The 23279-nt window shown below is 65.4% G+C and carries 22 protein-coding genes and 4 pseudogenes; 17 read left to right on the top strand and 9 right to left on the bottom strand.

The window, feature by feature from the left end; genetic code table 11:
* Positions 1-178 precede the first annotated feature (178 nt).
* From L8K25_RS21830 to L8K25_RS21785, 10 genes and pseudogenes are all read left to right on the top strand, one after another.
* Positions 179-468 (top strand): annotated as a pseudogene (locus L8K25_RS21830) (recombinase family protein); the annotation flags it as partial.
* A 54-nt stretch (positions 469-522) separates the two neighbouring features.
* The gene (locus tag L8K25_RS21825) at positions 523-1056 is read left to right on the top strand and encodes an RNA polymerase sigma factor (protein ID WP_242141136.1); all 534 of its coding nucleotides are present in this window, start codon (positions 523-525) and stop codon (positions 1054-1056) included.
* Between the two features lie 70 nt (positions 1057-1126).
* Positions 1127-2044 (top strand): FecR domain-containing protein, encoded by a 918-nt coding sequence (locus L8K25_RS21820; RefSeq protein ID WP_242141133.1) that lies wholly within the window; start codon positions 1127-1129, stop codon positions 2042-2044.
* Positions 2004-4322, top strand: a complete 2319-nt coding sequence (locus L8K25_RS21815) for a TonB-dependent receptor (RefSeq protein WP_242141132.1) — start codon at positions 2004-2006, stop codon at positions 4320-4322. The genes L8K25_RS21820 and L8K25_RS21815 overlap by 41 nt, the downstream gene beginning before the upstream one ends.
* A 77-nt stretch (positions 4323-4399) precedes the next feature.
* Complete coding sequence (locus L8K25_RS21810) at positions 4400-4942, top strand: thermostable hemolysin (protein ID WP_242141131.1); 543 nt, start codon at positions 4400-4402, stop codon at positions 4940-4942.
* The gene (locus L8K25_RS21805) at positions 4939-7032 is read left to right on the top strand and encodes an AMP-binding protein (protein ID WP_242141130.1); all 2094 of its coding nucleotides are present in this window, start codon (positions 4939-4941) and stop codon (positions 7030-7032) included. The genes L8K25_RS21810 and L8K25_RS21805 overlap by 4 nt, the downstream gene beginning before the upstream one ends.
* A complete protein-coding gene (locus L8K25_RS21800) occupies positions 7019-7780 on the top strand; it encodes an SDR family NAD(P)-dependent oxidoreductase (RefSeq protein WP_242141129.1) in 762 nt (253 codons plus the stop codon). Before L8K25_RS21805 ends, L8K25_RS21800 begins: the two co-directional genes overlap by 14 nt.
* 14 nt (positions 7781-7794) lie before the next feature.
* Positions 7795-8460, top strand: coding sequence for a hypothetical protein (locus L8K25_RS21795; protein WP_242141128.1), 666 nt, complete (start codon positions 7795-7797; stop codon positions 8458-8460).
* Positions 8457-9056 carry a class I SAM-dependent methyltransferase gene (locus L8K25_RS21790; RefSeq protein ID WP_242141127.1) on the top strand — a complete coding sequence of 200 codons (600 nt, stop codon included), beginning with the start codon at positions 8457-8459 and terminating at the stop codon, positions 9054-9056. Before L8K25_RS21795 ends, L8K25_RS21790 begins: the two co-directional genes overlap by 4 nt.
* Positions 9053-10000 (top strand): hypothetical protein, encoded by a 948-nt coding sequence (locus tag L8K25_RS21785; protein ID WP_242141126.1) that lies wholly within the window; start codon positions 9053-9055, stop codon positions 9998-10000. Before L8K25_RS21790 ends, L8K25_RS21785 begins: the two co-directional genes overlap by 4 nt.
* On the opposite strand, the gene L8K25_RS21780 is transcribed toward L8K25_RS21785, so the two are convergent.
* The 5 genes and pseudogenes from L8K25_RS21780 to L8K25_RS21760 all read right to left on the bottom strand — a co-directional run bounded on the left by L8K25_RS21780 (position 9963) and on the right by L8K25_RS21760 (position 14709).
* Positions 9963-10499, bottom strand: a complete 537-nt coding sequence (locus tag L8K25_RS21780; protein WP_242141125.1) for a cytochrome b/b6 domain-containing protein — start codon at positions 10497-10499, stop codon at positions 9963-9965. The genes L8K25_RS21785 and L8K25_RS21780 overlap by 38 nt on opposite strands.
* A gap of 55 nt (positions 10500-10554) precedes the next feature.
* On the bottom strand, positions 10555-11490 hold the full coding sequence (locus tag L8K25_RS21775; RefSeq protein WP_242141124.1) for a VacJ family lipoprotein: 936 nt from the start codon (positions 11488-11490) through the stop codon (positions 10555-10557).
* Positions 11491-12417: 927 nt separating this feature from the next.
* A pseudogene (locus L8K25_RS21770) lies at positions 12418-13146 on the bottom strand (SDR family oxidoreductase).
* A gap of 237 nt (positions 13147-13383) precedes the next feature.
* On the bottom strand, positions 13384-13692 hold the full coding sequence (locus L8K25_RS21765; protein ID WP_277923782.1) for an SDR family oxidoreductase: 309 nt from the start codon (positions 13690-13692) through the stop codon (positions 13384-13386).
* 135 nt (positions 13693-13827) lie between these two features.
* Positions 13828-14709, bottom strand: a complete 882-nt coding sequence (locus tag L8K25_RS21760) for an SDR family oxidoreductase (RefSeq protein WP_242141122.1) — start codon at positions 14707-14709, stop codon at positions 13828-13830.
* A gap of 88 nt (positions 14710-14797) precedes the next feature.
* Between L8K25_RS21760 and L8K25_RS21755 the strand changes: the two genes are divergently transcribed.
* Positions 14798-15373: a TetR/AcrR family transcriptional regulator gene (locus L8K25_RS21755; protein ID WP_242141121.1), complete on the top strand. Its 576-nt coding sequence runs from the start codon at positions 14798-14800 to the stop codon at positions 15371-15373.
* Between the two features lie 306 nt (positions 15374-15679).
* Here L8K25_RS21755 and L8K25_RS21750 read toward each other — a convergent pair whose 3' ends face one another.
* A complete protein-coding gene (locus L8K25_RS21750) occupies positions 15680-16222 on the bottom strand; it encodes a TetR/AcrR family transcriptional regulator (RefSeq protein ID WP_242141120.1) in 543 nt (180 codons plus the stop codon).
* A 168-nt stretch (positions 16223-16390) separates the two neighbouring features.
* Here L8K25_RS21750 and L8K25_RS21745 point away from each other — a divergent pair, with 168 nt between their 5' ends.
* From L8K25_RS21745 to L8K25_RS21725, 5 genes and pseudogenes are all read left to right on the top strand, one after another.
* Positions 16391-17470 carry an aldo/keto reductase gene (locus L8K25_RS21745; RefSeq protein ID WP_242141119.1) on the top strand — a complete coding sequence of 360 codons (1080 nt, stop codon included), beginning with the start codon at positions 16391-16393 and terminating at the stop codon, positions 17468-17470.
* Between the two features lie 222 nt (positions 17471-17692).
* The gene (locus L8K25_RS21740; protein WP_242141118.1) at positions 17693-18079 is read left to right on the top strand and encodes a transposase; all 387 of its coding nucleotides are present in this window, start codon (positions 17693-17695) and stop codon (positions 18077-18079) included.
* Positions 18076-18423, top strand: a complete 348-nt coding sequence (gene tnpB, locus L8K25_RS21735) for an IS66 family insertion sequence element accessory protein TnpB (RefSeq protein WP_242141117.1) — start codon at positions 18076-18078, stop codon at positions 18421-18423. Before L8K25_RS21740 ends, tnpB (L8K25_RS21735) begins: the two co-directional genes overlap by 4 nt.
* A gap of 110 nt (positions 18424-18533) precedes the next feature.
* Positions 18534-19967 carry an IS66 family transposase gene (locus L8K25_RS21730; RefSeq protein WP_242141135.1) on the top strand — a complete coding sequence of 478 codons (1434 nt, stop codon included), beginning with the start codon at positions 18534-18536 and terminating at the stop codon, positions 19965-19967.
* 68 nt (positions 19968-20035) lie between these two features.
* Positions 20036-20484 (top strand): annotated as a pseudogene (locus L8K25_RS21725) (transposase); the annotation flags it as partial.
* A 23-nt stretch (positions 20485-20507) separates the two neighbouring features.
* Here L8K25_RS21725 and L8K25_RS21720 read toward each other — a convergent pair.
* The 3 genes from L8K25_RS21720 to L8K25_RS21710 form a co-directional block, all read right to left on the bottom strand.
* Positions 20508-22064 (bottom strand): IS66 family transposase, encoded by a 1557-nt coding sequence (locus L8K25_RS21720; RefSeq protein WP_242141116.1) that lies wholly within the window; start codon positions 22062-22064, stop codon positions 20508-20510.
* 61 nt (positions 22065-22125) lie between these two features.
* On the bottom strand, positions 22126-22473 hold the full coding sequence (gene tnpB, locus L8K25_RS21715; RefSeq protein ID WP_242141115.1) for an IS66 family insertion sequence element accessory protein TnpB: 348 nt from the start codon (positions 22471-22473) through the stop codon (positions 22126-22128).
* On the bottom strand, positions 22470-22856 hold the full coding sequence (locus L8K25_RS21710; protein WP_242141114.1) for a transposase: 387 nt from the start codon (positions 22854-22856) through the stop codon (positions 22470-22472). The genes tnpB (L8K25_RS21715) and L8K25_RS21710 overlap by 4 nt, the downstream gene beginning before the upstream one ends.
* 136 nt (positions 22857-22992) lie before the next feature.
* On the opposite strand from L8K25_RS21710, the pseudogene L8K25_RS21705 reads away from it, so the two are divergent.
* A pseudogene (locus L8K25_RS21705) lies at positions 22993-23171 on the top strand (IS3 family transposase); the annotation flags it as partial.
* Between the last annotated feature and the right edge of the window lie 108 nt (positions 23172-23279).

Here is a 23279-nt window from a genome sequence, read left to right as displayed (position 1 = left end):
TGGGGCGCTAGCTGCCGTTCGGCCTTTCCCGATTGGCAAGGTCTGGTGAGCAAGGGAGGCTGCAAGGGCCTTTTCCCGGAAACGCCGGTAAGCTGTCGTCGCCGTTTTCTCAGAACCCGTTCCCAATATAGCTTTCTCACGAACTGTAATTTAGATGGAGTTGTGAGAAAGGAGCGTTATGCTCGTCGATTATGCTCGGGTGTCTACCTCGGATCAGGATTTGGCGTCGCAATCGGATGCCCCCAACGCCGCCGGGTGCAAACATATCACGACCGACAAGGCGAGCGGGGCCAGCATCAATCGGCCGGGACTGACGGGAGCGCTGGGAATAGCGCGCAAGGCTGACACGCTAGTAATTTGGAAGCTTGATCAGCTTGGCCGTACAATGAATGGGCTGGTCGATCAGCGGCGGATTTGGCGGCACGCGGAATCGAACTGCGCTCGCTCACGGACGGGAGCGAGACGAGCCACCCACTATGCTAGCTCAAACAACGGAAGGTCAGTCGTTTGAGCGAAGGAAGTGTGAAGGACGGCAGCAACGGACTTGCGGGTTTATACATCCAGCACCGACCCGCCCTGGTGCGCTTCCTAACGGCGCGGACTGGTAGCGCCGCGGAGGCAGAAGACGTGGTGCAAGAGATGTGGCTCAAGATCGGCTCGGCGCCATCCGGACCGATCGGCCACGGTCGCGCCTATCTGTATCGCGTCGCCCAAAACCTCGTCCTCGACCGCCTACGCGCGGGACGACGGCGCGCCGTGCGCGAGCAGGACTGGGCGAACGTCGAGCAGGGTCTGCGCCCCGAAGGTCCTGAACCCCACGCGGAGGCAGTCGCCGAGACCGATCTGATCGCGCGCGAGGACGCCGCGCGCCTTGCGGAGGCGATCGACCGGCTGCCCCCCGGCGCCGCCCGCGCGCTCCGCCTGCATAAGCTCGACGGCCTGAGCCATGCCGAGACCGCGGCACGGCTCGGGATCAGCCGCAAGGGCGTCGAAAAGCATATGGCAGTCGCGATGGCGCATCTGAGGCGCATGCTCGATGCAGGGGAACTGGGGTGAACGACACACCGCGCCGTCTTGGCAATGGAACAGAGAGCGGCGGCAGCGCAGGCTGCGGCGAGGTGATGCAATGAACGAGGATATCACGGAACGCGCGGCACGATGGCACGCGGCGCAGGACGCCGACGACATGGATTGGGACGGCTTTGCCACCTGGCTCGAAGCAGATCCGCGCCACCGCGCCGCGTTCGACCGCATCGCGCTTCTCGACGACGACATCGTGGTGCAACGCGCAACCATCGTTGCGCACCTCGCCGCCCCTGCCCCGCCCCGGCGTGAACCGAGGCACTGGCGCTGGGCGGTGGTGGCAGGCGGTGCGATGGCGGCCGCGCTGGCCGTTGTCGTCGCGCTCCCCCGGCCAGCCGCCGATGTCGCCTGGCAAACCGGCGCGACAGCGCGCACGATTGCGTTGATCGACGGCAGCAGCGCCACGCTTGCGCCGCATAGCCGTCTCGTCGCGCAGCACGGTGATCAAACACAGCTCGCGCTCAACGGTACAGCCTATTTCGACGTGCCGCACCGCGCCGACCGGACGCTGTCGATCGCCGCCGGTCGCTACCGCATCAGCGATATCGGGACACGCTTCGACATCGCGGTCGATGGACCGACGACGCGCGTCGCGGTCGCCCAGGGCCAGCTCTCCGTGGCGGCAGCGGATCTGGACACGCCGGTGACACTGGTCCAAGGCCGAGCGCTGCTCGGGCATCAGGGGAGCGTGACGGTGACCAGCATCGCCGCCGAAAGCGTGGGAGGCTGGCGCGGTGGGCAACTCGTCTATGCCAATGCGCCGCTGGCGCTGGTTGCCAGCGACATCACGCGCTATGCGGGAGCCGAAACGACGGTCGATCCCGCAATCGCCAATCTCCGTTTCTCGGGGGCGTTGAAGATTGGAAAGGGTGCGCAAGCTGCGGACGCGTTGGCCACGATCATCGGGCTCGAGGCGCGCCATGCTGGCGATGGCGTTCGGCTGGAGCGCCGCCGCCACTAGCCCGGCGCTCGGGCAGACGCTGCGGGTCGAAATTTCGGCGGGGCCGATCGACCGCGCGATCACTGCGTTGGCGCGGCAGTCGGGGACCTCGATCGGCGCCGACATTCCCCTCGGCACGACGCTCACGCGCGGCGTCCATGGCCGCATGTCGGTGGCGGCAGCGCTTGCCGACATGCTGCGCGACACTGGCCTGCGAGCAGTCCGCGTCGGTCCCGATCTTTGGCGGATCGAACGCGCGCAGCGCCAGGCTATTCGCCCTGCGCGCCCCAACTCCCCTCCGTCTTCGCGCGAGCACGCCGAGCAAAGCGACATCGTGGTGACCGCGACCAAGCGCCGCGAAACACTGGCATCGGCGGCAACCCCCCTGACGATCGCGTCGCCGGAGCGCCTCGCGGGTGTCGGCGATACCCCCGGCACGCGCGATCTCGCCGGATCGATCAACGGGCTTTCGGTCACCAATCTCGGCCCCGGGCGGAACCGGCTGTTCATTCGAGGCATCGCCGACAGCCCGTTCGACGGGTTCGGGCAATCGAGCGTCAGCGTCCAAGTCGACGAATCGCGCGTGACCTACGATGCGCCGGACCCCGATCTGCGGCTGATCGACATGGCGCAGGTGGAAGTGCTCAAAGGGCCGCAGGGACCGCTTTACGGTACCGGCGCGCTCGGTGGCGTGTATCGGCTGGTACCGGCCAAGCCCGACCTCACGCGCGCCAGCGGGTCGCTCCGCAGCGGCGGCAGCACGACGCAAAGCGGGAGTGGCGCTGGCGATTTCGACGGCGTGATCAATCTCCCACTCATACCCGGCCGGCTCGCTATCCGGTTGGTCGGCTATCGGATCGGGCAAGGCGGCTGGATCAATTCGACCGACGGCACGCGCGATCTCAATCATGGGCAGACCAGCGGTGGCCGGATCGCGGTGCGCGCCCGGCCATTTGGCGACTGGATCGTCGATCTTCAGGGAATCACCCAAGGATCGTCGGTTGCCGACAGTCAATATGTCGAAGCGCCGCACACACTGACGCGCACCCCGCGGCTACGCGAGCCGCAGGACACCGGCATATCGCTCGTTAGCGCGACGGCGAACGGGTCGATCGCCGGGGCTCGGGTCACCGCCGTTGCAAGCGCCACGTCGCAGGAGGTCAACGCCACCTACGATGCGTCGTCCAAGGCCGCATTGCTCGGCGGGACCGCGCCTGCGTCCTATCGCGATGCGCGCACCTATCATGTCTATACCGGCGAGATACGCGCGACGGGCTCGGCCGGACGGTTCGATTGGCTCGGCGGCGCGGCGCTGCTGACCGCAGAAACTGCCGCGACCGGCACGCTGGCCGGCGCGACCACCGTGCCGGTGCTGCGCGTCCGCCGCAGCGTAAATGAGGCCGCGGTATTCGGTGAGCTAACTTGGCATCTGTCCGATCGGCTGCGTGTCGGCACCGGTGTCCGCGTCTTCCGGTCTTCGGTCGATGACGAAAGGGCGGAGGGCTCAATCGGCGGCACCATCAGCCGTGCGATCGTCCGCGCGAGCCCGAGCGCGACGATCGCTTGGCAGCACGATGCGCGCTTGCTGGTGTTCGCGCGCTATGCCTCCGCTTTGCGTCCCGGTGGGATCGATACGACGTCGGTCGGCGCTTCGTCGCCGACCTCCTATCAGTCAGACGAATTGCAGGCCTATGACCTCGGGGCCCGCTGGTCGTCGCCCAACAATCGCCTGTCGCTCGATCTGGGGCTGTTCGCGTCGGACTGGGCGCATGTCCAGGCCGACTATCTCGCGGCCGACGGCCTGATCTCGACGCGCAATGCCGGCGATGCGAGCAATCGCGGGATCGATCTCAGCCTGCAGTGGCGGCCGGCACGACGCATCTCGCTCTCGGCCGGAACGCTGCTCCAGCACGCGCGGATCAATCCCGGCGCGCTTCCCGGGGTCGAGCCCGACCGCCGGCTCCCGGTCATTCCCGACGCCAGCGCGCATGGCGAGGCAAGCTACGCGCTCAGGCTTGGCCGGTGGCAGCTGCGCGCGACCGGGCGCGCAAGCTATATTGGTGAAACGCGGCTCAGCTTCGATCCCGCGCTCGACCGCGAGAGCGGCCCGATCCTGCTGCTGTCAGGATCGCTGAGCGCGGAAGTCGCCGCATGGCAGATCCGCGCCGGTCTCGACAATGCGGGCGATACGCGCGCCGACAGTTTTGCATTCGGTAATCCGTTTACGGTGACCGCCGCGCCGCAGCGCACCCCCGTCCGGCCGCGGACCGTATCGCTTTCGGTACGCCGAAGTTTCTAGCCCGAACGATTTCTCGGAACCACCAAGGTAGGGTGGCCGGCCAAGTGTGACGTCTCTCGTACATCGACGAGGTGTTCATGCACGATACGGCCATTCGCTCCCTAATTGCCGACCGCTATGCGGCAGTCCATGCGGCCTTCCCGCCATCCGACTATCCGACCTATCTGAGCGTCGGCCAGCCCGAGGCGCCACAAGCCGTGTTGGGCTTCCGCGCTGCCGACGCCGGCGCGTTGCTGCTCGAGCGTTATATCGACCAGCCGATCGAGGTCGTGCTGAGCGAGCGGTTCGGGCGCAGCATCGCGCGCCATCGGATTGCCGAGATCGGCAACCACGCCTCGCACCGCCCCGCCGCGACGATCGCCCTGTGGCGAGAGGCCGCCGCTGCTCTGCAGGGCCAGGCGGACGTCGCCGTAGCGGTCCTGACCCAGCCACTGCGCGCGATGTTCGCGCGGCTCGATCTGCCGATAGTCGTTATCGCCCCCGCGCGGATCGAAGCGGTGGCGGCCGAGGCCTCGCGCTGGGGCCACTATTACGACTCCCACCCGATGCTGTGCGCCGGCGACGTCGCGCTGTGTCGCGAGAAACTCCAGCAAACCTCGATGCGAAGGACATTTTCGTGAGCGACCTTTGGACGGCGATCCTGCGTCACGCGAAAGAACGACCCGAAGCGCTAGCGCTCGACGGCGCCGAACAGATGTCATGGGCTGCGTTGGCCACCACGGTGCCTGGCTTGACGGCCTTTGTGTCGACAGAGTTCGAATCCGGCCGCCCGGTCGGGACCCGCGTCGATCATGGCGTTGCGGAATGCCTCCTCGACCTCGCGCTCATCGAAGCGCGCATTCCGAGCATCCCGTTGCCGGCCTTCTTTACGCCGGCACAGGTCGAGGCGGCACTCGATCACGCTGGCGCATCGGCGCTGATCAGCGGGCCGGTCGCGCTCGTGGGCGATCCGCAGGGCGGGTTTTCGTTCACCGCCGAGCGGAAAATGCGCACCGCCGCACCGCTGCCCGAAGGCACCGCGCGGATCACCTTTTCCTCGGGGTCGACCGGCGATCCCAAAGGGATATGCCTGTCGCTCGACCATCTCTTGCAAGTGGCGGGTGCGGTGGTGGCCCAACTGGGCGCGGATCATGCCGGTCGACACTTGCCGCTGCTCCCGCCGGGGATCCTGCTCGAGAACGTCGCGGGTTTCTACGCGACGATCCTGGCCGGCGGCACCTATGTCGCCCTGCCGCAAGCGGCGGTCGGCATGGCCGACCCGTTTCGCCCCGATTTCGGCACGATGCTGCGCGCGATCGACGCGCACGCGATCACCTCGCTGATCCTGGTGCCCGAATATCTGGCGGGCCTCGTCGCGGTGATGACCGCGAGCGGCGTGCGGCTCCCGCGCCTGACGCTCGTCGCGGTCGGCGGCGCGCGGATCGAGCCCAGGCTGCTCGATGCCGCAGCAGCCGTGGGATTGCCTGTGCGCCAAGGCTATGGCCTGACCGAATGCGCCTCGGTCGTCGCGCTCGATGACGGCACAGCGGGGTCGCGCGGCAGCGTCGGCCGGGCGATCGGCGCGAACACGATCCGCCTTGCCGAGGATGGGGAGATCCTCATCGACGGGCCGGTCTATCTCGGCACCGTCGGCGCGCCCCGCCCCCCCGCCCCGCTTGCGACCGGCGATATCGGTCGGATCGACGACGCGGGTCGGCTCTGGATCGAGGGCCGCAAATCGGCGCTGATCGTGACGAGCCATGGGCGCAACGTCTCGCCGGAATGGGTCGAAGGCGTGCTGAAGGCCGATCCGGCGATCGCGCAGGTCATGGTCCGCGGCGACGGACGCGCGATCCTCGACGCGCTCATCGTGCCGGCCTCGCCGGATGCCGATGTCGCCACGGCGGTCGCCACGGCGAACCTGACATTGCCCGCGTATGCGCGGGTCGGCGCGTGGCAGATCGTGCCGCCGTTCCTGCCCTCCGCGGGATTGCTCACTGGCAACGGTCGGCTTCGCCGCGCCGCGATCGATACGGCCTATCCGTATCGCGACGACACCGCCGAGCAGCCCTTCTTCGACCGCCTCGTCGCCGAGACACGCGAGGCGCAAGCACGCTTCGCGATGACGCCGCAGCTGATCGCCGGGCTGACCGGCCGGATCTCGGTGCCGGACTATATCGCGTATCTCACCCAGGCGTATCATCACGTCCGCCACACCGTCCCGCTGATGCAGGAAGCACGCGCACGGCTCGGCGCCCGCCCGACGCTCGTGCGCGCACTCGACGAGTATATCGAGGAGGAGACCGGCCACGAAGAGTGGATACTCGACGACATCGCCGCCGCCGGGGGCAACCGCGCAGGTGCCGCAGCGAGCGCCCCCTCCCCCGCCACCGAAGCAATGGTCGATCACGCCTATCGCACGATCCGCGAGGGCAACCCGGCGGCGTTCTTCGGCATGGTCTATGTGCTCGAAGGGACGAGTATCGCGATGGCGAGCCACGGCGCAGGCGCGGTGCAAGCGGCCCTCGGGCTGCCCGAAGGGGCGTTCCATTATCTCACATCACACGGCGCGCTCGACCAGGACCACATGGCGTTCTTCGAACGCCTGATGAACCGGATCGACGATCCCGGCGACCAGGCCGCGATCATCGCGATGGCGCGCGCGATGTTCGGCCTGTTCGGCGGGCTATTCGCCGGGATCGAACTGGAGGCGATGCGTGTCGCGGCTTGATGGGAAGCGCGTCGTCCTGACCGGGGCTGCCGGCGGGATCGGGTCGCTCGTGGCCAATCGGCTTCGGATGGCGGGCGCCTATGTCATCGGCGTCGACCGGGTCGATGCCGTGGCATGCCAGGAATGCCTCGCATGCGACCTGTCCGATCCCGATGCGCTCGAGGTGCTGGCGAGCAAGCTTGCCGCGACCCACGTCGACATTCTCGTGAACCTGGCCGGGCTGCAATATTTCGGACCGCTCGACGCGCAGGGCGCAGCCCGCATCGCGCTCGGCTATGCGGTCAACCTCGTCGCGCCCGCGATCGTGAGCGGCGCCGTGCTGCCGCAGATGATCGAGCGACGGGACGGTCAGATCGTCAATATCGGATCGGTGATGGGCGCAGTGCCCTATCCCTATTTCACGACCTATTCGAGCGCCAAGGCGGGCCTAAAGGCGTTCAGCCAGGCGCTGCGGCGCGAGGTTGCCGGGCGCAATATCGCGATCACCTATATCGCGCCGCGTGCAGTGCGCACCGCGTTCAACACCGCCGCGATCGAGCGTTTCATGGCGCTGAGCGGGATGGCCGCCGACCGCCCCGAAGACGTTGCCGACACGATCGTCGCGGCGATCGAACGGCGCGCCACCGATGTCTCGATCGGAATGCCCGAACGCGTCTTCACCCAGCTCAATGCCGCGGTGCCACGCCTGATCGACCGCGGCCTCGCCAAGCAAGTCGCGACCGCGCGCACCCTTTTCGTCGAACCATGACCCAGGAGCTTCCCGTGCGCCGCCTTCGTCTCACCGCAGCCTTATGGAGCCTACTCGCCGTCTCGGGCGTGGCGCATGCCAGCAACAACCCACAGATGGATGCAGCGGTGCAGCGCATCAACGATCAATGGGCGCACATCCGCTACGAAGTTGCCGATCGCGACCAGCAATACCGCCAGCTCGATGTCCTCGCCGCACAGGCCGCGCAGGTCGCCGCGCGCTTCCCGGGGCGCGCCGAGCCGTTGCTGTGGCAGGGCATCGTCACCAGCGAGGAGGCGGCGCGCGCGAGCGTGTTCCGACAGCTCGGGCTCGCCAAGGCGGCCAAGGGCATCCTCGAGCGCGCGCAGGCGATCGACCCCAACATCGCCGATGGCGGCGTGAAGATGAGCCTGGGCGTGCTCTATTACCGCGTGCCCGGCTTCCCGGTCGGGTTCGGCAGCACGCCCAAAGCGCGCGCGTTGCTCGAAGCCGCGCTGCGGCAGGATCCGCGCGGGCTCGACAACAATTTCTTCTACGCCGACTTTCTGAACGACGAAGGGCATCCCGCCGACGCGAAAGTCTATGCCCAGCGCGCGCTCCAGGCCCCCGTCAATGCCGCGCGCCCGGTCTGGGATGCCGGACGCCGCACGGAGCTGCGCGCCTTGCTGGGCAAGATCGACGCGAAGCTCCGACACGCATGAACGCCGTCGCGTCGGCACTCGGCCGACAATTGGCACGGCCGCGAGGCTTGGGTGGGCGCGTCGTCGCGCAGGCGATGCGGCTCGCCAACCGTCGCCCGACCGCGCTCGCCATCGCGGCGCTCGACGTGCGGGCGGGCGACGCGGTGCTCGATCTGGGCTGCGGTCCGGGCGATGCCATTGCGGCTTTGCAGGCGGCTGCGGCAGGCGGTGCCGTCCACGGCGTCGATCATGCCGAGGAGATGATTGCGCTGGCGGTCAGGAGCCACCCCGAAGCGCGGTTTGCAGTCTCGGATTTCAACGCGCTTCCGTTCCCTAATGCGCGTTTCGATCGCATCCTGGCCACCAACGTCGCCTATTTCTGGCAGGACGATCAGGCGGTCCTCGCGGAGCTTGCGCGCGTCGTCCGGCCAGGCGGCCGGATCGCGGTCTACGTCACCGAAGCCGCCGCCCTGCGCCGCATCGGGTTGCACGAGACCGGGACGCACCGTCTGTTCACCCCCGAGCATTTTTCGGAGATGCTCGGCTCCACGAGCACCATCCGCGCGGTCGATGCCGGATTCGGGGTGCGCGGACTCATCGGTACGATCGATCGATGATCGCTTCGCTGCAGTCGGCCCTGTCCCGGCATCGCGGGGCGATCCTCCGCGCAGCGCTGGCGCTGAGCTGGTTCAGCGTGGCAATCTTCGCTTTCCGGCAATTGCCTGTCTCGGGGATCAGCGCGCTGCTGCGCGCGTCGCCCGGCTTCTGGTGTGCGGCGGGAGGCTATGTTTTGGTGCATCCGCTCGCCGATCTCGTGATCTTCCGGCGGGTATGGGGAAGACGGAAGGGTATGCTCGGCGTGCTGACCCGCCGCTTCATCAACAATGAAGTGATGTTCAGCTATTCGGGCGACGTATACCTGTTCGCGTGGGCGCGAGGACAGCGGATCGACGCACCGTTGCACGCGATCAAGGACGTTTCAGTGCTGTCGGCTCTGGTCGGCAATGTCGTGACGATCGGTCTTATCGCGGCATTTGCCTTGGGCCCAGGACTCGCGTCGCTCGGCCTGGGCGCCGCCCATATCTCTCTATCCGTAGCGCTGGTGGTTGTTCCGAGCCTGACGATGATCGGCTTTCGCCGGCGCCTGCTCAGGATGTCGGGACGCGATGCGCTGTTCGTCGGTGGCGTTCATATCGTGCGCGCGGTCGCGATGCTGGCGCTGCTGGTACCGCTTTGGCTAGCGGCCGAGCCGACATTGGGGTGGAGCACGTGCTTGCTGTTCCTGACGATGCGCCAGCTGCTCTCGCGCGTGCCGCTGATGCCGGGCAAGGACATGCTGTTCGCCGGCTCTGTCGCACTGATCGGCAAAGCGGGCGCCGCGGCGACCGTCGCGGCGACGACCGGGGCGTTCGGAATTACCGCGACCGAGACGCTGCTCGCCCTTTTCCTGGCGGCCGCGACCCTGCTTCCCGCCGGGTTTAAGATCCGCCGCGCGGGTCCCGGCGGATGGCGCGTGCCGCGCCTCAGAGCATCCGCTGAAGGGTTCGATCCCGCACGATGACGCCGTGATACAGCGCACCCAACACGTGCAGCCCGATAACGACCAGCAATTCGATCGCGACGACCTGATGCAGGTCGCCCAACTGGCGGCCAAGCGGCGACCCGGTCGCGGATAGCGGCGGAAGCGGCAAGATGCCCAACAGGGTGACCGGCCAACCGCGCGCCGAGGCATTGGCCCAGCCGAGCAGCGGCAGCGCGACCAGCAACGCATAGAGCAGCACATGCGTGACGCGCGATATGATCCGCAAGGACGCGGGCAGCGCCACAGGCGGCGGCGGTTCGCGGTGGCTCAGACGCCATAGCGCCCGTACCATCATCACCGCCAGGATCGCCACGCCGACCGACAGATGCCAGGCGATCAACCCAACCGGCTCGGTTCCGCGGCCGATATCAGGCATGGTCCAGGCAATCGCGAACTGCACCGCCACAAGGCCCACGACCGACCAGTGCAGCAGCCGGGCGACGGTGCTGTATCGCTCCGTGCGGATCGTCTCGTTCATGCGCCATCTCCCGTCTTCGTCGTCTGTCTGTCTCGGTCGCCGGGCGCCACCAGAGTCAGCGCGCTCGCGGGGTTTGCACTGCGTCGATATGAGCTGCCGCGTCTGCCGGAGGCGTCGGTGGGGACTGGGCCGCCTTGCCGCGAATATGGTCGATTTCCTGCTGGCGCCGGCGCAGGTAGAAATCGCGCGATGTCGCATAGGGATCAGCGACGCCGTCATGAAGGACGTGAAGTTGATCGTCGAATTCCGCGCGGTGATCGAGCGTGCTCAGCACCCCGACCGGCACCGAGAATGCCAATTGGTTGAATGGGCTGCCCACCGCGACGGGGAGCACGAAACGATCGAGCATTCCGCCCACTAGATCGCGCAGCGTCGTCGGGCCGATCAACGGTACATAGAGGAAGGGGCCGTTCCTGATGCCGTAAATCCCGAACGTGTCGGCAAAACCATTGGGGCGGCGGGGCAGCTTGAAGGGCCGCCGCTTGGCAACATCTACGATCCCCCCAACCCCCAGCGTGCTGTTGAGGGCGAAGCGTCCAAGCGTTTCCACAGCCTTGCCTGGCTTCAACTGCAGAAGGTAGTTCACGAACACGTCGGGCTCGTGCAGATTGTACAGGAAATTGCGCAATCCGCTGCGCACAGGCGACGGTAGAACTCTCTTGTACGCGAGCGCGACTGGCCCGACCAAAGCCCGATCGATGGTCTGTGTCGCCTCGAACGCTTTCGCGTTGACGCCAGCCAAGGGATCGTCTGGTCTCCCCTTCCGCCCCGTAACAACGATGTCGCCCTGGTCGGCGCCTGACCTTCTGTTTTGTCCGGGATCGCTCACCACATTCGATGCCGAAAAGGTAACTTGGCTGCCGTCCGGATCAGTCGATCCTGTTTGTTGCCACTCGCCCACGAAAGTCACCGCGCGCGCACTCGAGTCTTCTTCAGCACCAGCCGGCCCTTGGGTGAAGACCAACGCTGCGGCGAGCAACGCTGCGGTCATGTGCTCGTTCTCGACTGTCTTGCGCTTGACCGGGGCGGGCTTCCTAACGTGTCGTGCCTGTAATCAACCATGGATACTCTCCGAATTGCGTATCCATGACGCCGATCGCGTCTCGCCACCCCAGTCGTCATGAACTCGGCGCGCAATGATGAGACACTTATTTGCCGCAGGCTCCTTGGACCCGGGTGCAGCCACTGGGCTGTCGACCCGGCTTTCCCGATCTCGGCCGTTCGCGCACCGGAACGTCGCAAACCACAAATGCAAACGGCCGCCTTACATTGCCGCGGTATCGTGCTGCGCTCGCTCGACGCCGGGGAGGCAAGCGATGGGGCACTCGTCGTTCGATCCAGCTTTCCACGAGCTGCGTCTGTGGAACGAGAGTCGCGTGCTGGGTGCAAAGTGCGCACTAAAGTCACAGCAGGACCGGGAACCAGCGATCGCTGCGGGATCGACACTGGGTAATTCTCTTCCCAGCCAAGAGACAAGCGTGTCATACTCGTAAACCGATGTGATTTGGCTGATCAGCCTTTCGCCTTGGATCCGCTCGACCCAGTTCTGCATGCGAACATGCGAGCATGCGAGCATGCGATGTCCGCGTTACGGGCACACCCTCGATCACCGACTGGAACTTGATCGCGACGGGCAGTTCAACGAGTCCTCGCGCTGCGTTTGTCCTGATTGCGGGCGCCGACAGATGATGCACGGCATAAACGACGCTCGCGGACATGGAGCGCGATCACTCGACAAGGGCGTTTGCTTCGCAATCGAACCCTCTGAGGCGAGCCCTAGCTGCAGACGCGAAGCAGGCGGCCATGTCCGTCCACCATCCGCGATCGCGGGCTTGCTGCTCGCGGATAACGACAGCGCAGATCGCGGCTTAGGGATCGTCCCTAATCTCTTGATTGGCAACGCCGTGAGGCGGCGTATTCATGCGGCCGCGGCGCCTCTGCGGAGGAGCAGGTGCTGACCGCTCACAAAGTCCTCGAGATTGCTGGCCAGGTATTCCGCCGCATCGGCGGTGTCCTTCAACGTTCTCATCCGATGCATCGGAGCATCGGATTGGCTTCGATTAGCTTTTGCACCTCGGGTCGCTGTCCATTGGTCGAGACCCCCCGCTCCCTCGGTAGCGCTGGGCAGGATCGAGTTCACGGTCACGCGGCGATGCCCGAGTTCTTTGGCGAGAACCTCCACGAAGAAGCGCGGTGCCATCTTGCTGCTGCCGTAAAACGCATGGCCTGGCACCGAAACGCCGTCGTGCTTGATCCCACGAATTTGATTTGCCCGACATCCTCAATATCGTGCGCGACACGTTGCATTTGTAAAGATAGAACCCCTGGTATTGACGCCGAACAGCCGATCGAATTCAGCTTCGTCAAAGCGAGGGGCAGCGCGCCCGACCAGCTCGATGCCGGCGTGGGCGACCACGATGTCGAGACGACCGAAAGCCTTCTCTGCTATGTCGAACAGCCGGTTGATATGGGGCACCTTCGACGCGTCAGCATGCACAGCAATGGCTTTGCCACCCTGCACTTCTATCCGGGCAACCAGTTCACCCGCCGCCTGCTCGCTTCCAGCGTAGTTCACGACGACGCGCGCGCCGAGGGCGGCGTATCGTTCCGCAATCGTGCGTTCCAGACTGCGAGCCGAGCCGGGGATGAGCGCGCCTTCCCATCAAATCGAATATGTCATGCCTTTCAGGCTCACCACCCCGCAAGGAGCGGTGAGTACGGGCCTGTAAATCAGGGATACATTCCGCCTAACACTTCGATGCGTAGGCCGGTAACTCACCGGGCATCATCGGACAGCAGCGACGCCACCAACGGGCCGATATCGTCTGGTAAGCCGGGCCGACCAAGCGTAGCCAGCAAAGCCACATACGCGTTGACGGCTGCCTTACCACGCATGACGTCCGCTGACGTCAGTCTGGATCGCACCGGGAGCGACCGCATCGACGGTGATTCCGCGCGATCCAAGTTCTTTGGCCATGAAATGGGTGAACACCTCGATCGCGCCTTTGAGCGGTGCATAAGGGATAGTGTCGGGCGTGGTGCAGCGCGTTAGCCCGGTCGAGATGTTAACGATACGGCCGCCATCGTGGATGATTGGAAGCAGCTTCCGCGTCAGGAAGACCACGCTCTTGGAATTAACCGCGTAGATGCGGTCCAACGACGGCTCAGCGATTGCTGAAGCATGAGGCCTCAAGAGCAGCCGACCTACTTCATAATCCAATGAGGAGTGAGGGCTTGCGAGCTGACAAATTTAGAAGCCCTGACGCCGGTGTGTGGGATTTTCGGTCAAGCCGAACGCACCGACTTAGCCGCAGCATACAGTGCCGCTTTAGGGGGCGATGTTCTCCAAATCCTCAAGCAGACTGGGGTGCGTCGGCGTCCATCCTAATATCTCCCGGGTGTGGGTGCTAGACGCAGGCTGGTCCATTGCGAATATCGGACCGAATGGGCCAAAGCTCTCTTGAGGGACAGCCTTTACGGCCAAGCCCAACCGTCGGCCGACAATGGCTGCGATGTCGCGTACTGCGTCGCCCTCGTCAGCAACGGCATGCCAAGCCGTGCCGGCCAGCGCTGACTCTAGAGCCAACCTGAACAGGCGTGCAGCATCAAGGGCGTGGACTGCCGGCCAGCGCTGATCTCCATCACCCGGATAGCCGGCAACGCCGCTGCGTCGCGCTTCATCAACCAACAGTCCGGCGAAGCCTCCCTTGCCTTGATTGTGAACAGTCCTTGGCATGCGCACCGCGGTTGCGCGCACGCCCTGGGAGGCTAGCGCCAAAAGCGTGTTGACCGAGCGGGCGCGACCGCCGACCGGGCCTTCGAGCGGCAGGGGATCGGCCTCGGTGGCGGCGCGTCCCATTACCCAGGGCGTACCGGAGACAGTAACAATTGGGCGCTCGCTGCCAATGAGCGCCTCCCCCAATGCAGTCATGGCGGCGCCCTCTTCGGCGATGGCAGCCGCGAGCCCTTCGGCGCTATGATAGTTTGGCGAAAACGCCAGGCTGACGACGCCGTCGGACCGTGCAACACCGGCCCGCAACACCTCTAAGTCTGAAAGTGCGCCCCTCAGCACCTCTGCGCCGGCGCTGTTCAAGGCCTGAGCAGAGCTGTCTGATCGCGCCAGCGCGAGGACGGTGTGACCGTTGTTGAGAAGCTCGGCAACGACGGGCGATCCGATAGTGCCTGTGCCACCAGTGACGAAAACATGCATGCAATCTTCCTTCAGCTATGCGACTCTTGTCTCATCGCTTCTAGCACGATGATGGGACAAGAGTCCCGTCACAATCGAGGGATTAAACGTGAGGTGGCAGCCCGGAGCGCGTGAACGCCTAGTCGTCGCGGCCGTCGACCTGTTTTTTGAGCAGGGTTACGACGCCACGACGGTCGCCCAAATCGCGGACCGTGCGGGAGTTACAAAGAGCACCTTCTTTCGCCATTTCCCGGACAAGAGGGAGCTGCTCGTAGCCGGGCAGGAGACGTTAAGCCGACTCCTGGTCGAAGGCATTGCTGCCGCCCCTAAGGAGGCCATGCCGCTCGGGGCGATCGCGGAAGGCTTGAAGCGGGCTGCGAGTGAAATGGGGCCTATGAACCGCGAGCTCGGGCCTCGGCTCAAAGCTGCGGTGGCGGCGAGCGCTGAACTACAGGAACGCGATGCACTGAAAAGTGTCGGCCTAGCAGCCGCTATGACCGGCGCCCTGGTTGCGCGGGGTGTTCCCGTTCCCGCCGCACATCTTGCAGCGGAAGTGGGCGTCCTTGCCTTCAAGCAGGGCTATGCCACATGGTCTGAAGCTGACGACGATGACGCTGGGGGATTGGAGCAGCATGCGCTAGCCGCCTTGGATGAGTTTCGCGTGGCGACACGGACGTTGGAATGATTCTATGGACGACGAACCAAAGAGATGCCGTCTGAGCCAGGAAAGGCATTGCGGCGGCGATCTCGTGCTGAGCAATGACTGCCATAGCTCGGCAAGCCAACGGAGCGGCCGCCGCTCAAGGCGGATGTCTTTGCTTGCTTATAAGCGACCATTCTCACGATCGTCAAAAACGAAGGGTGGCCAAGTATCCCGAGATGTTCGTCAAAATAGTGAACAGGGAAAGCCTGTAACAATCGCTCTGTCGTTGATCACTCGAACGATCCTACCGGACCGCACAATCGGTAATGACGATGTCTCAAGGTACCACTATGTCCGGCACGCCGGCCACGCCTGTAGCGTGCGCTCGACGATGGCGAGCAGGTTCGGTCGGTTCATACCATCGCGCGCCAAAACGGACATCCCCTGAATGATCGCTATAACCATGCCGGCCAGGGCGACGACATCGACATCCGGCGGCAGGATGCCCGCCTCGACATCGCGTGCGATCCGGGCGCTTAGCCGGATGGCCACACCCTCGCGGATGTCCGCAATCGCCCGCTGCACGTCGGCCGAGGCGGACGAGCCGCTGGCGGTCGCGCTGGCTAGCAGGCAACCCCTAGGGTTCGCCTCGCCCGTAAACGCGGTCGCGGCCGAGATCAGCATGGCACGTGCAGCATCAAAGGCCGTTTCGGCGTCATCGAGGGTCTGTGCCATCGCCTGTCGATCGCCCGCATAGCGGCGGGCAGCTTCCAGGAAGAGCCGCTTCTTGTCGCCGAATGCGGTATATAGGCTGGGTGCCGTCACCCTCATCGCGTTCGTCAGGTCGACGATCGACGTGGTTTCATACCCGAAGCGCCAGAACGTCAGCATCGCCTGTTCGAGCGCGGCATCGCGATCGAACGAACGCGGGCGTCCCGTCTTCCGACGCGCCACGGCGTCTTTATTAGCGAGTTCCATAGCGATTGCTCTGAAAAAGATTGACGATAGGCTCTTGCCGTATCATAGCTTTCGTATCGAACGCTAGGAAAGTATTTCCCGATGGCACTGACCGATTTCCGCACGCTCGGCCGCTCAGGCCTTGTCGTGAGCCCGCTGGCGCTCGGCACGATGACCTTTGGCCCCGGCAATTGGAATGCGGACGATGCAACTTCGCGTGCCATCTTCGACGCCTATCGCGATGCTGGCGGCAATTTCGTCGATACCGCGGATATCTACTCGGGCGGCGGGAGCGAGACGCTGGTCGGCCAGTTCATCGCCGACAGCAAAACGCGAGACGAAATCGTGCTCGCCACCAAGTTCGCGTTCAACGGATCGGCCAGCCCGCTGACCACAGCACAGGCCGGAGGCGGCAATCCGAATGCGGGGGGTGCCGGTGCCAAGAACATCCACCGCGCGCTCGACGCCTCGCTCCGGCGACTAAGGACGGATTACATCGATCTCTACTGGATGCATATCTGGGACGGCGTGACGCCGATCGAAGAGATTGTGCAGACGCTGGGCGACCTCGTCCGCGCGGGCAAGATACGCTACTACGGCCTGTCGGACATGCCCGCATGGCTGGCAATGAAGGCCGCGACAATCGCGAGCGAGCGGCGTGTACCGGGGCCGATCGCGATGCAGCTCGAATATTCCCTCGTGGCGCGTGACGTGGAGAGCGAGCATTTCCCGGCAGCGCACGAAGGCGGGATGGGGATCATGCCCTGGAGTCCGCTGGCAGGCGGCTTCCTGTCGGGCAAGTACAGGCGGGACGATACCAGCAACACCGGCCGCCTGAGCGGAGCGAACCCGTTCGGCGACAGCAAGTTCGTGAATCGTAACTGGGACATCCTCGACGTCGTGAAGGGCATCGCCTCGGATCTTGACCGACCGATCGCGCAGGTGGCGCTCGCCTGGACGTTGGCACGCACGGGCGTGGCCTCAACCCTCGTCGGCGCACGCACGGTGTCGCAGCTCGAAAGCAACATCGCCGCAACCGACGTTGATCTGAGCGTCGACCAGATGAAGCGTCTTGATGATGCAAGCGCACCCCCGCCGGGCTTCAGTTCCGGCCTCGCGGCCCCGTTCATCCGTCGAATGGTCTTCGGCGGTCATCAGGTTGTGGGCTGGGGCGAAAAATAGCGACCGGGTTGGAATTGATCCGCTTGGGCGTAGGCCGCTGCTTCAAAGGCGCTGTCTGGTCCATGACCTGCTGCCCGTGTCCTGGACCGTTTTGAGCTGAAAAATTCCAGTTTAGGATTGAGGGTCAGGCGATGGAGGTAAGCGTCCGGTCTGCCCCGCCTTGCGGGTGATGTGAGCCGCAGGCCACAGGTGCGGCACTCTGGCAAGCACCGGTGCGGCACTATGACTATGATGATTATCGATGGTTCTGGCACGGGCGGGGCGGAGCCGCGTCGGTGGTTCAGCGATGACGACAAGGCGCGGATCGTCTCGGAGGCGATGATGCCCGGAGCGAGCGTTTCGGATGTTGCGCGGCGTTACCGGGTCTGTTCTTCGCTTGTGTATCGCTGGCGGCGCGTGCTGCTTCGCGACGGTGTTGCGGTCGAGGCACCGCGGCTGCCGGCGCCAGCGTTCGTGCCGGTGGAGGTGGCGAGCGCGGGTGCCGCTACTCAGCCGGAGCCCCTTGGGCCAGGCGTGGTCGAGGTAATCTGCTCTGGTGGGCAACGCGTCCGTCTTGCACCACCGATCGACGCGCGGGTGCTGAGGGCCGTGCTGGCCGGGTTCGGGTGATCGGCCCGCCGGCTGGCGTCCGGGTGTATCTGGCAGCTGGCGTGACGGATATGCGCAAGGGCTTCGACGGGTTGGCGGCGCTGGTTCAGCAGCGGCTTCGGCAGGATCCGTTCGGCGGAGCGGTGTACGCCTTCCGAGGCAAGCGCGGCGATCTGGTCAAGCTGCTTTGGTGGGACGGTCAGGGTCTGGTGCTCCACGCCAAGCGGTTGGAGCGCGGCCGGTTCACCTGGCCGGCGACCGCCGACGGCGTCGCCGTGCTCACGCCAGCACAGCTGTCGATGCTACTCGAAGGGGTCGATTGGCGGCATCCGATCCGCTCGTCGCAGCCAACGCTGGCCTGGTAATAATCGACGGTTTTGCGTGCTTTTCGTGTATTGAACACCCTGATGTGCTATGCACCGATGTGTCGCTCGATACTGCCTCGCTACCCGACGATGTGAGCCTTTTGAAGGCGATGCTGATCGTTGCCGACGCCGAGCTCGAGCAGCTCAAAATGCAGGTTGCCAAGCTCCGCCGCATGCAGTTCGGCACCTCGTCCGAGCGCTTGACCGCGCAAGCCGACCAGCTCGAGCTGGGTCTCGAAGAGGCCGAGGTCGAGGCTGTCGCCAAGGCACCGCCTGCCGTCATCCGCGCGCGTGACGCCGCCAAGCCGTTCCGCCAGCCGCTGCCCGATCATCTGCCGCGCGAGGAGGTCGTGCACGCGCCCGCCTGCCTCTGTCCCGACTGCGGTGGCGCGATGCGCAAGATCGGCGAGGATGTCACCGAGCAACTCGATTATGTGCCTGCCAGCTTTCGCGTCATCCGTCACGTCCGGCCCCGGCTCAGCTGCCGGTCGTGCGACCGCATCGTGCAGTCTCCGCTGCCGTCGATGCCGATCGAGCGCGGGCGTCCCGGCGCTGGCCTCCTCGCGCATGTGCTCGTCGCCAAGTATGCCGACCACCTGCCGCTCTACCGCCAGTCGGCGATCTATGCGCGCGAAGGCATCGATCTTGCCCGCTCGACCCTCGCAGACTGGGTTGGACGAGCGGCTACCCCGCTCGATCCGCTGGTCGACGCGCTTGAACGTCATGTCATGGGCGGAGCCACGCTCCATGCCGACGACACGCCGGTCCCCGTGCTCGCGCCGGGTGCGGGTCGCACGAAGACCGGGCGTCTGTGGACCTATGTTCGCGACGAGCGTGGCCGCAGCGGCGACGCACCGCCCGCCGTGCTGTTCCGCTATGCACCCGATCGCAAGGGCGAGCGGCCTGCGCAGCATCTCGCGCGCTTTACCGGCGATCTGCACGCCGACGGCTATGCCGGGTTCGATCGGCTTTACGGCGACCGCATCGCCGAGGTCGCCTGCTGGGCGCACGTCAGACCCAAGTTCTTCGATGTCCATGCCGCCACAGGGTCGGCCACCGCCCGCGAGGCTCTCGACCACATCGGCGCGCTCTACGCGGTTGAAGACGATGTGCGCGGCCTCCCGCCTAACGAACGACGACGCGAACGACAGGCACGCGCCGGACCCGCCCTCGCGGCTTTGCGCCACTGGCTCGACGCTACCCTGCCCAAGCTGTCGCGCCGGTCCGACCTCGCGGTCGCCATCCGCTATGCCCTGACACGTTGGCCGGCGCTCGCCCGCTACGTCGAAGATGGCAGGCTTGAGATCGACAACAATGCCGCCGAACGCGCGCTGCGCGGTATCGCGGTCGGTCGCAAGAACTGGCTGTTTGCAGGCTCCGACCAGGGCGGCCACCGCGCCGCCACAGTCTACAGCCTCGTGGAGACCGCCAAGCTCAACAAGGTCGATCCTGAGGCCTGGCTACGCGATACCATCGCCCGCATCGCCGATCATCCGCAGCGCCGGATCGACGAACTGCTGCCCTGGAACTATCGGCCCGCCTGATATTGCCAGCCCACCGGACGCTTACCGATGGAGTGAGCGATGAATGATCGAAGTTCAGCGAGGCGCAGATCGCGTTCGTGTTGAAGCAGGTTGAGGACGGCACAACGATCGGCGAGGTCTGCCGCAAGGCCGGGATCAGCGATGCGACATTCTATGCCTGGCGCAAGAAGTACGCCGGTCTGATGCCATCGGAGATGCGGCGGCTGCGCCAGCTCGAGGAGGAGAACGCGAAGCTCAAGCGGCTTGTGGCCGACCTGAGCCTCGACAAGGCGATGCTGCAGGATGTCGTCTCGCGAAAGCTCTGAGGCCTGATCGGCGGCGTCAGCTCGTCGATGATGTTCGAAGCATTTGGTCCGTCAGTATCCGACGGGCGTGCAGTGTGCTTCGGGCGGAGCAATCGAGCTACCACTGTCGTGGTTGCCGCGCGGATCAGGCCGATTTGAAGAAGCGGATGCAGGAGATCGCTGAAACGCGCGTGCGGTACGGCTATCGCCGGATCCATGTGCTGCTCCGGCGTAAGCGTGGTCTGAAGGCCGCGGCCTATGCTGCTTCGGCGATGGATTGCTCGTTTGTCCGGCGCCAGTTCCAGGGCATCAGCTCATCCCAACGCGATGCGGGCCAGTCGCGGGCGATCTTCGCGATGACGTCGGCAATGTAGGCCTGCGGCTCGATACCGTTGAGCTTGCAGGTCTCGATGACCGTGTAGATCGCGGCGGCGCGCTCGCCGCCGGCTTTCGATCCGGCGAACAGCCAGTTCTTCCGACCGATCGCGATGCTGCGCATGGCGCGCTCTGCGATATTGTTGTCGATCTCGAGGCGGCCGTCGTCGACGAACCGCGTGAGCGCGGTCCAGCGCTTGCGGCCATAGGCGATGGCCTTGGCGACCTCGGACTTGGGCGAGAGGCGTCGCAGCGCGTCGTCGAGGGCTATGCGGAGCGCCTCGATCACGGGCGCTGCGCGCTCCAGCCGGGTTCTTCGTCGGACGTCTGGCGGGCTCCTGCGGATCTCTTCCCCGATTTTATAGAGGCTGCCGATCCGGGTTAGCAGGTCGGTGGTGAGCGGCGTCGGGCCGGTGGTGTGGATGTCGAAGATTTTGCGCCGGAAATGCGCCCAGCATGCGACCTCGGTGATGCGGTTGGTAGCGTAGAGCTGGTCGTAGCCGGCATAGCCGTCCCCCTGCAGGAAGCCGGTGAAGCGGCCGAGCTGGGCTCTGGGATGGGCACCGGTTCGATCCTGGGTAAAGTGATACCAGACCAGCGGCGGACTGGTGGCGCCGGAGCCGCGGTCATCGACGACATAGGCCCATAGCCTGCCGGTCGCGGTCTTGCCGCGGCCCGGGTCGAGCATCGGCACTGGCGTGTCGTCGGTGTGGATCTTGGCGGCGGTAAGCCCAACCTCGCGGATGCGGCTGACGATCGGATCGAGCAGCGCCGATGCCTGGCCGGCCCAGCCGGCGAGCGTCGAGCGATCCAGCTCGATCCCCTGTGCCGCCATCATCTCTGCCTGGCGGTACAGCGGCAGGTGATGATCGAACTTGGCGACGACGACGTGGGCCAGCGTCCCGAACGTCGCCTTGCCGCGCCCGATCGCCTTTACCGGGGCGGCGGCTTGCACGATCTTGTCGCAGGAGCGGCAGCTATACTTGGGGCGGATGGTGCGCACGACGCGCCACTGAACGGGCACGGCGTCGAGCATCTCGTCGCTGTCCTGGCCAAGCGGGCGCAAAGTGCCGCCGCACTCGGGACAGGTGCAGCAGCCGTGCTCGGGCTCGATCCGCTGCTCCTCGCGCGGCAGATGTGCCGGGAGTGCGCGGATGGGCACCGGTCGTTCCGCCCTGCCGGGATCGACACGCTGTGTGTTCGCCACGACGGCCTCGGCCTCGAGCTCTTCGAGCGCGAGCTCCAGTTGCGCGATCTCCTGGGTGAGCTTCTCAGACGAGGTGCCGAACTGCATCCGCCTGAGGCGGGCAAGCTGCACGCGCAGCGTATCGATTAGGATGTCGCGCGCAGAAATATCGGCGCGGGCCGATGCCAATGCGGCCTCGAGCTCGGCGATGCGAGCGTCTTTGTCAGGGGAGGAAAAGCCCGCGTCCGACACTGCGATTAGATAGCAGATCGAGCGACTTCGATCCACGAAAACCCCATGAATCCGATGCTTTTTAGCCCGCCAGCGACGGCACGAACGTGCGTTCCGGGCGTCGCCAGTCGATCCCTTCGAGGAGCATCGAAAGCTGGGCCGCGGTCATGGCGACCGAGCCGGTCGCGGTCGACGGCCAGACGAACCGGCCACGGTCCATCCGCTTGGAGAACAGGCACAATCCCTGGCCGTCGTACCAGAGCAGCTTGACCAGATCGCCGCGCTTGCCGCGGAACGCGAACAGTGCGCCGGAATGCGGGTTCTGCTGCAACGCCTGCTGCACCAGCACCGCCAGTCCGTCGAACCCCTTGCGCATATCGGTCGCGCCGCATGCCAGGAATATCCGCGTCAAAGGGGGCAGCGGGATCATTGCGCCAGGACGCCGATCACCCGCGACAGCGCGTCGGCATCGACCGACGCATCGACAGTCAGCCGCACGCCGGACGGCAGCTCGATCCTTATCCGGCCGCGGCCAAGCTGGCCGACGACAGGTGCCGGCAAGGTCGCTGCCGGCTCGGCGATCTGGACCTCGGCGAAGCTGGGCTGGGACGGCACAGTCAGCCCGGTCAACGCCCCCGACATCGCCTGCCGGCGCCAGGTATAGATCGCGCCGCTGCCAACCTCGTGGCGCTCGATCGCCGCGCGTACCGAACCCTCGGGCCCGAATGCATCGCGCAGGATCGCCAGCTTCTGCTCCACGGTCCAGCGCCGCCGACCTGAAACGCGCCCGACAATCTGGATCCGACCGCTCATACGACCACTCGTATGACTGCTCGCTCGTTCGCCCCCTGGCTCTATGATCTCGTCTGACATCGATGCTCCGCTCAAAGAGCGGCAATCAGCCCGTCGGCCAAGCATCCTGCAACGCGGCCTTCAGGCCTCGCTTACGCTCCGGCGGGAGGGCTGGGACTTGAACGCGAAGCGAGTCTATCGGCTTTACAAAGAGTTGGAGCTGCAGCTTCGACACAAGCCGCCCAAACGCCGGGTGGAGGCTAAGGTAAGAGAAGGCCGCTGCGCGGCGCCGTGTTCGAACGAGTGTGGGCCATGTACTTCGTCCATGACCAACTCCTAGACGTGGCTCAACGACCACATCATTGCACAGCTATGCCGGTGCATGGGTCGTCCACCCCATCACGTCAGTTTAGACGACCGAAAATCTCTCGCGGGTCGAGCAGG

Source organism: Sphingomonas sp. TREG-RG-20F-R18-01 (assembly GCF_022662475.1).
Classification (GTDB): domain Bacteria; phylum Pseudomonadota; class Alphaproteobacteria; order Sphingomonadales; family Sphingomonadaceae; genus Sphingomonas.
Note: the sequence above shows the minus strand (reverse complement) of the source record. Positions and strands in the feature narration are given on the sequence as shown.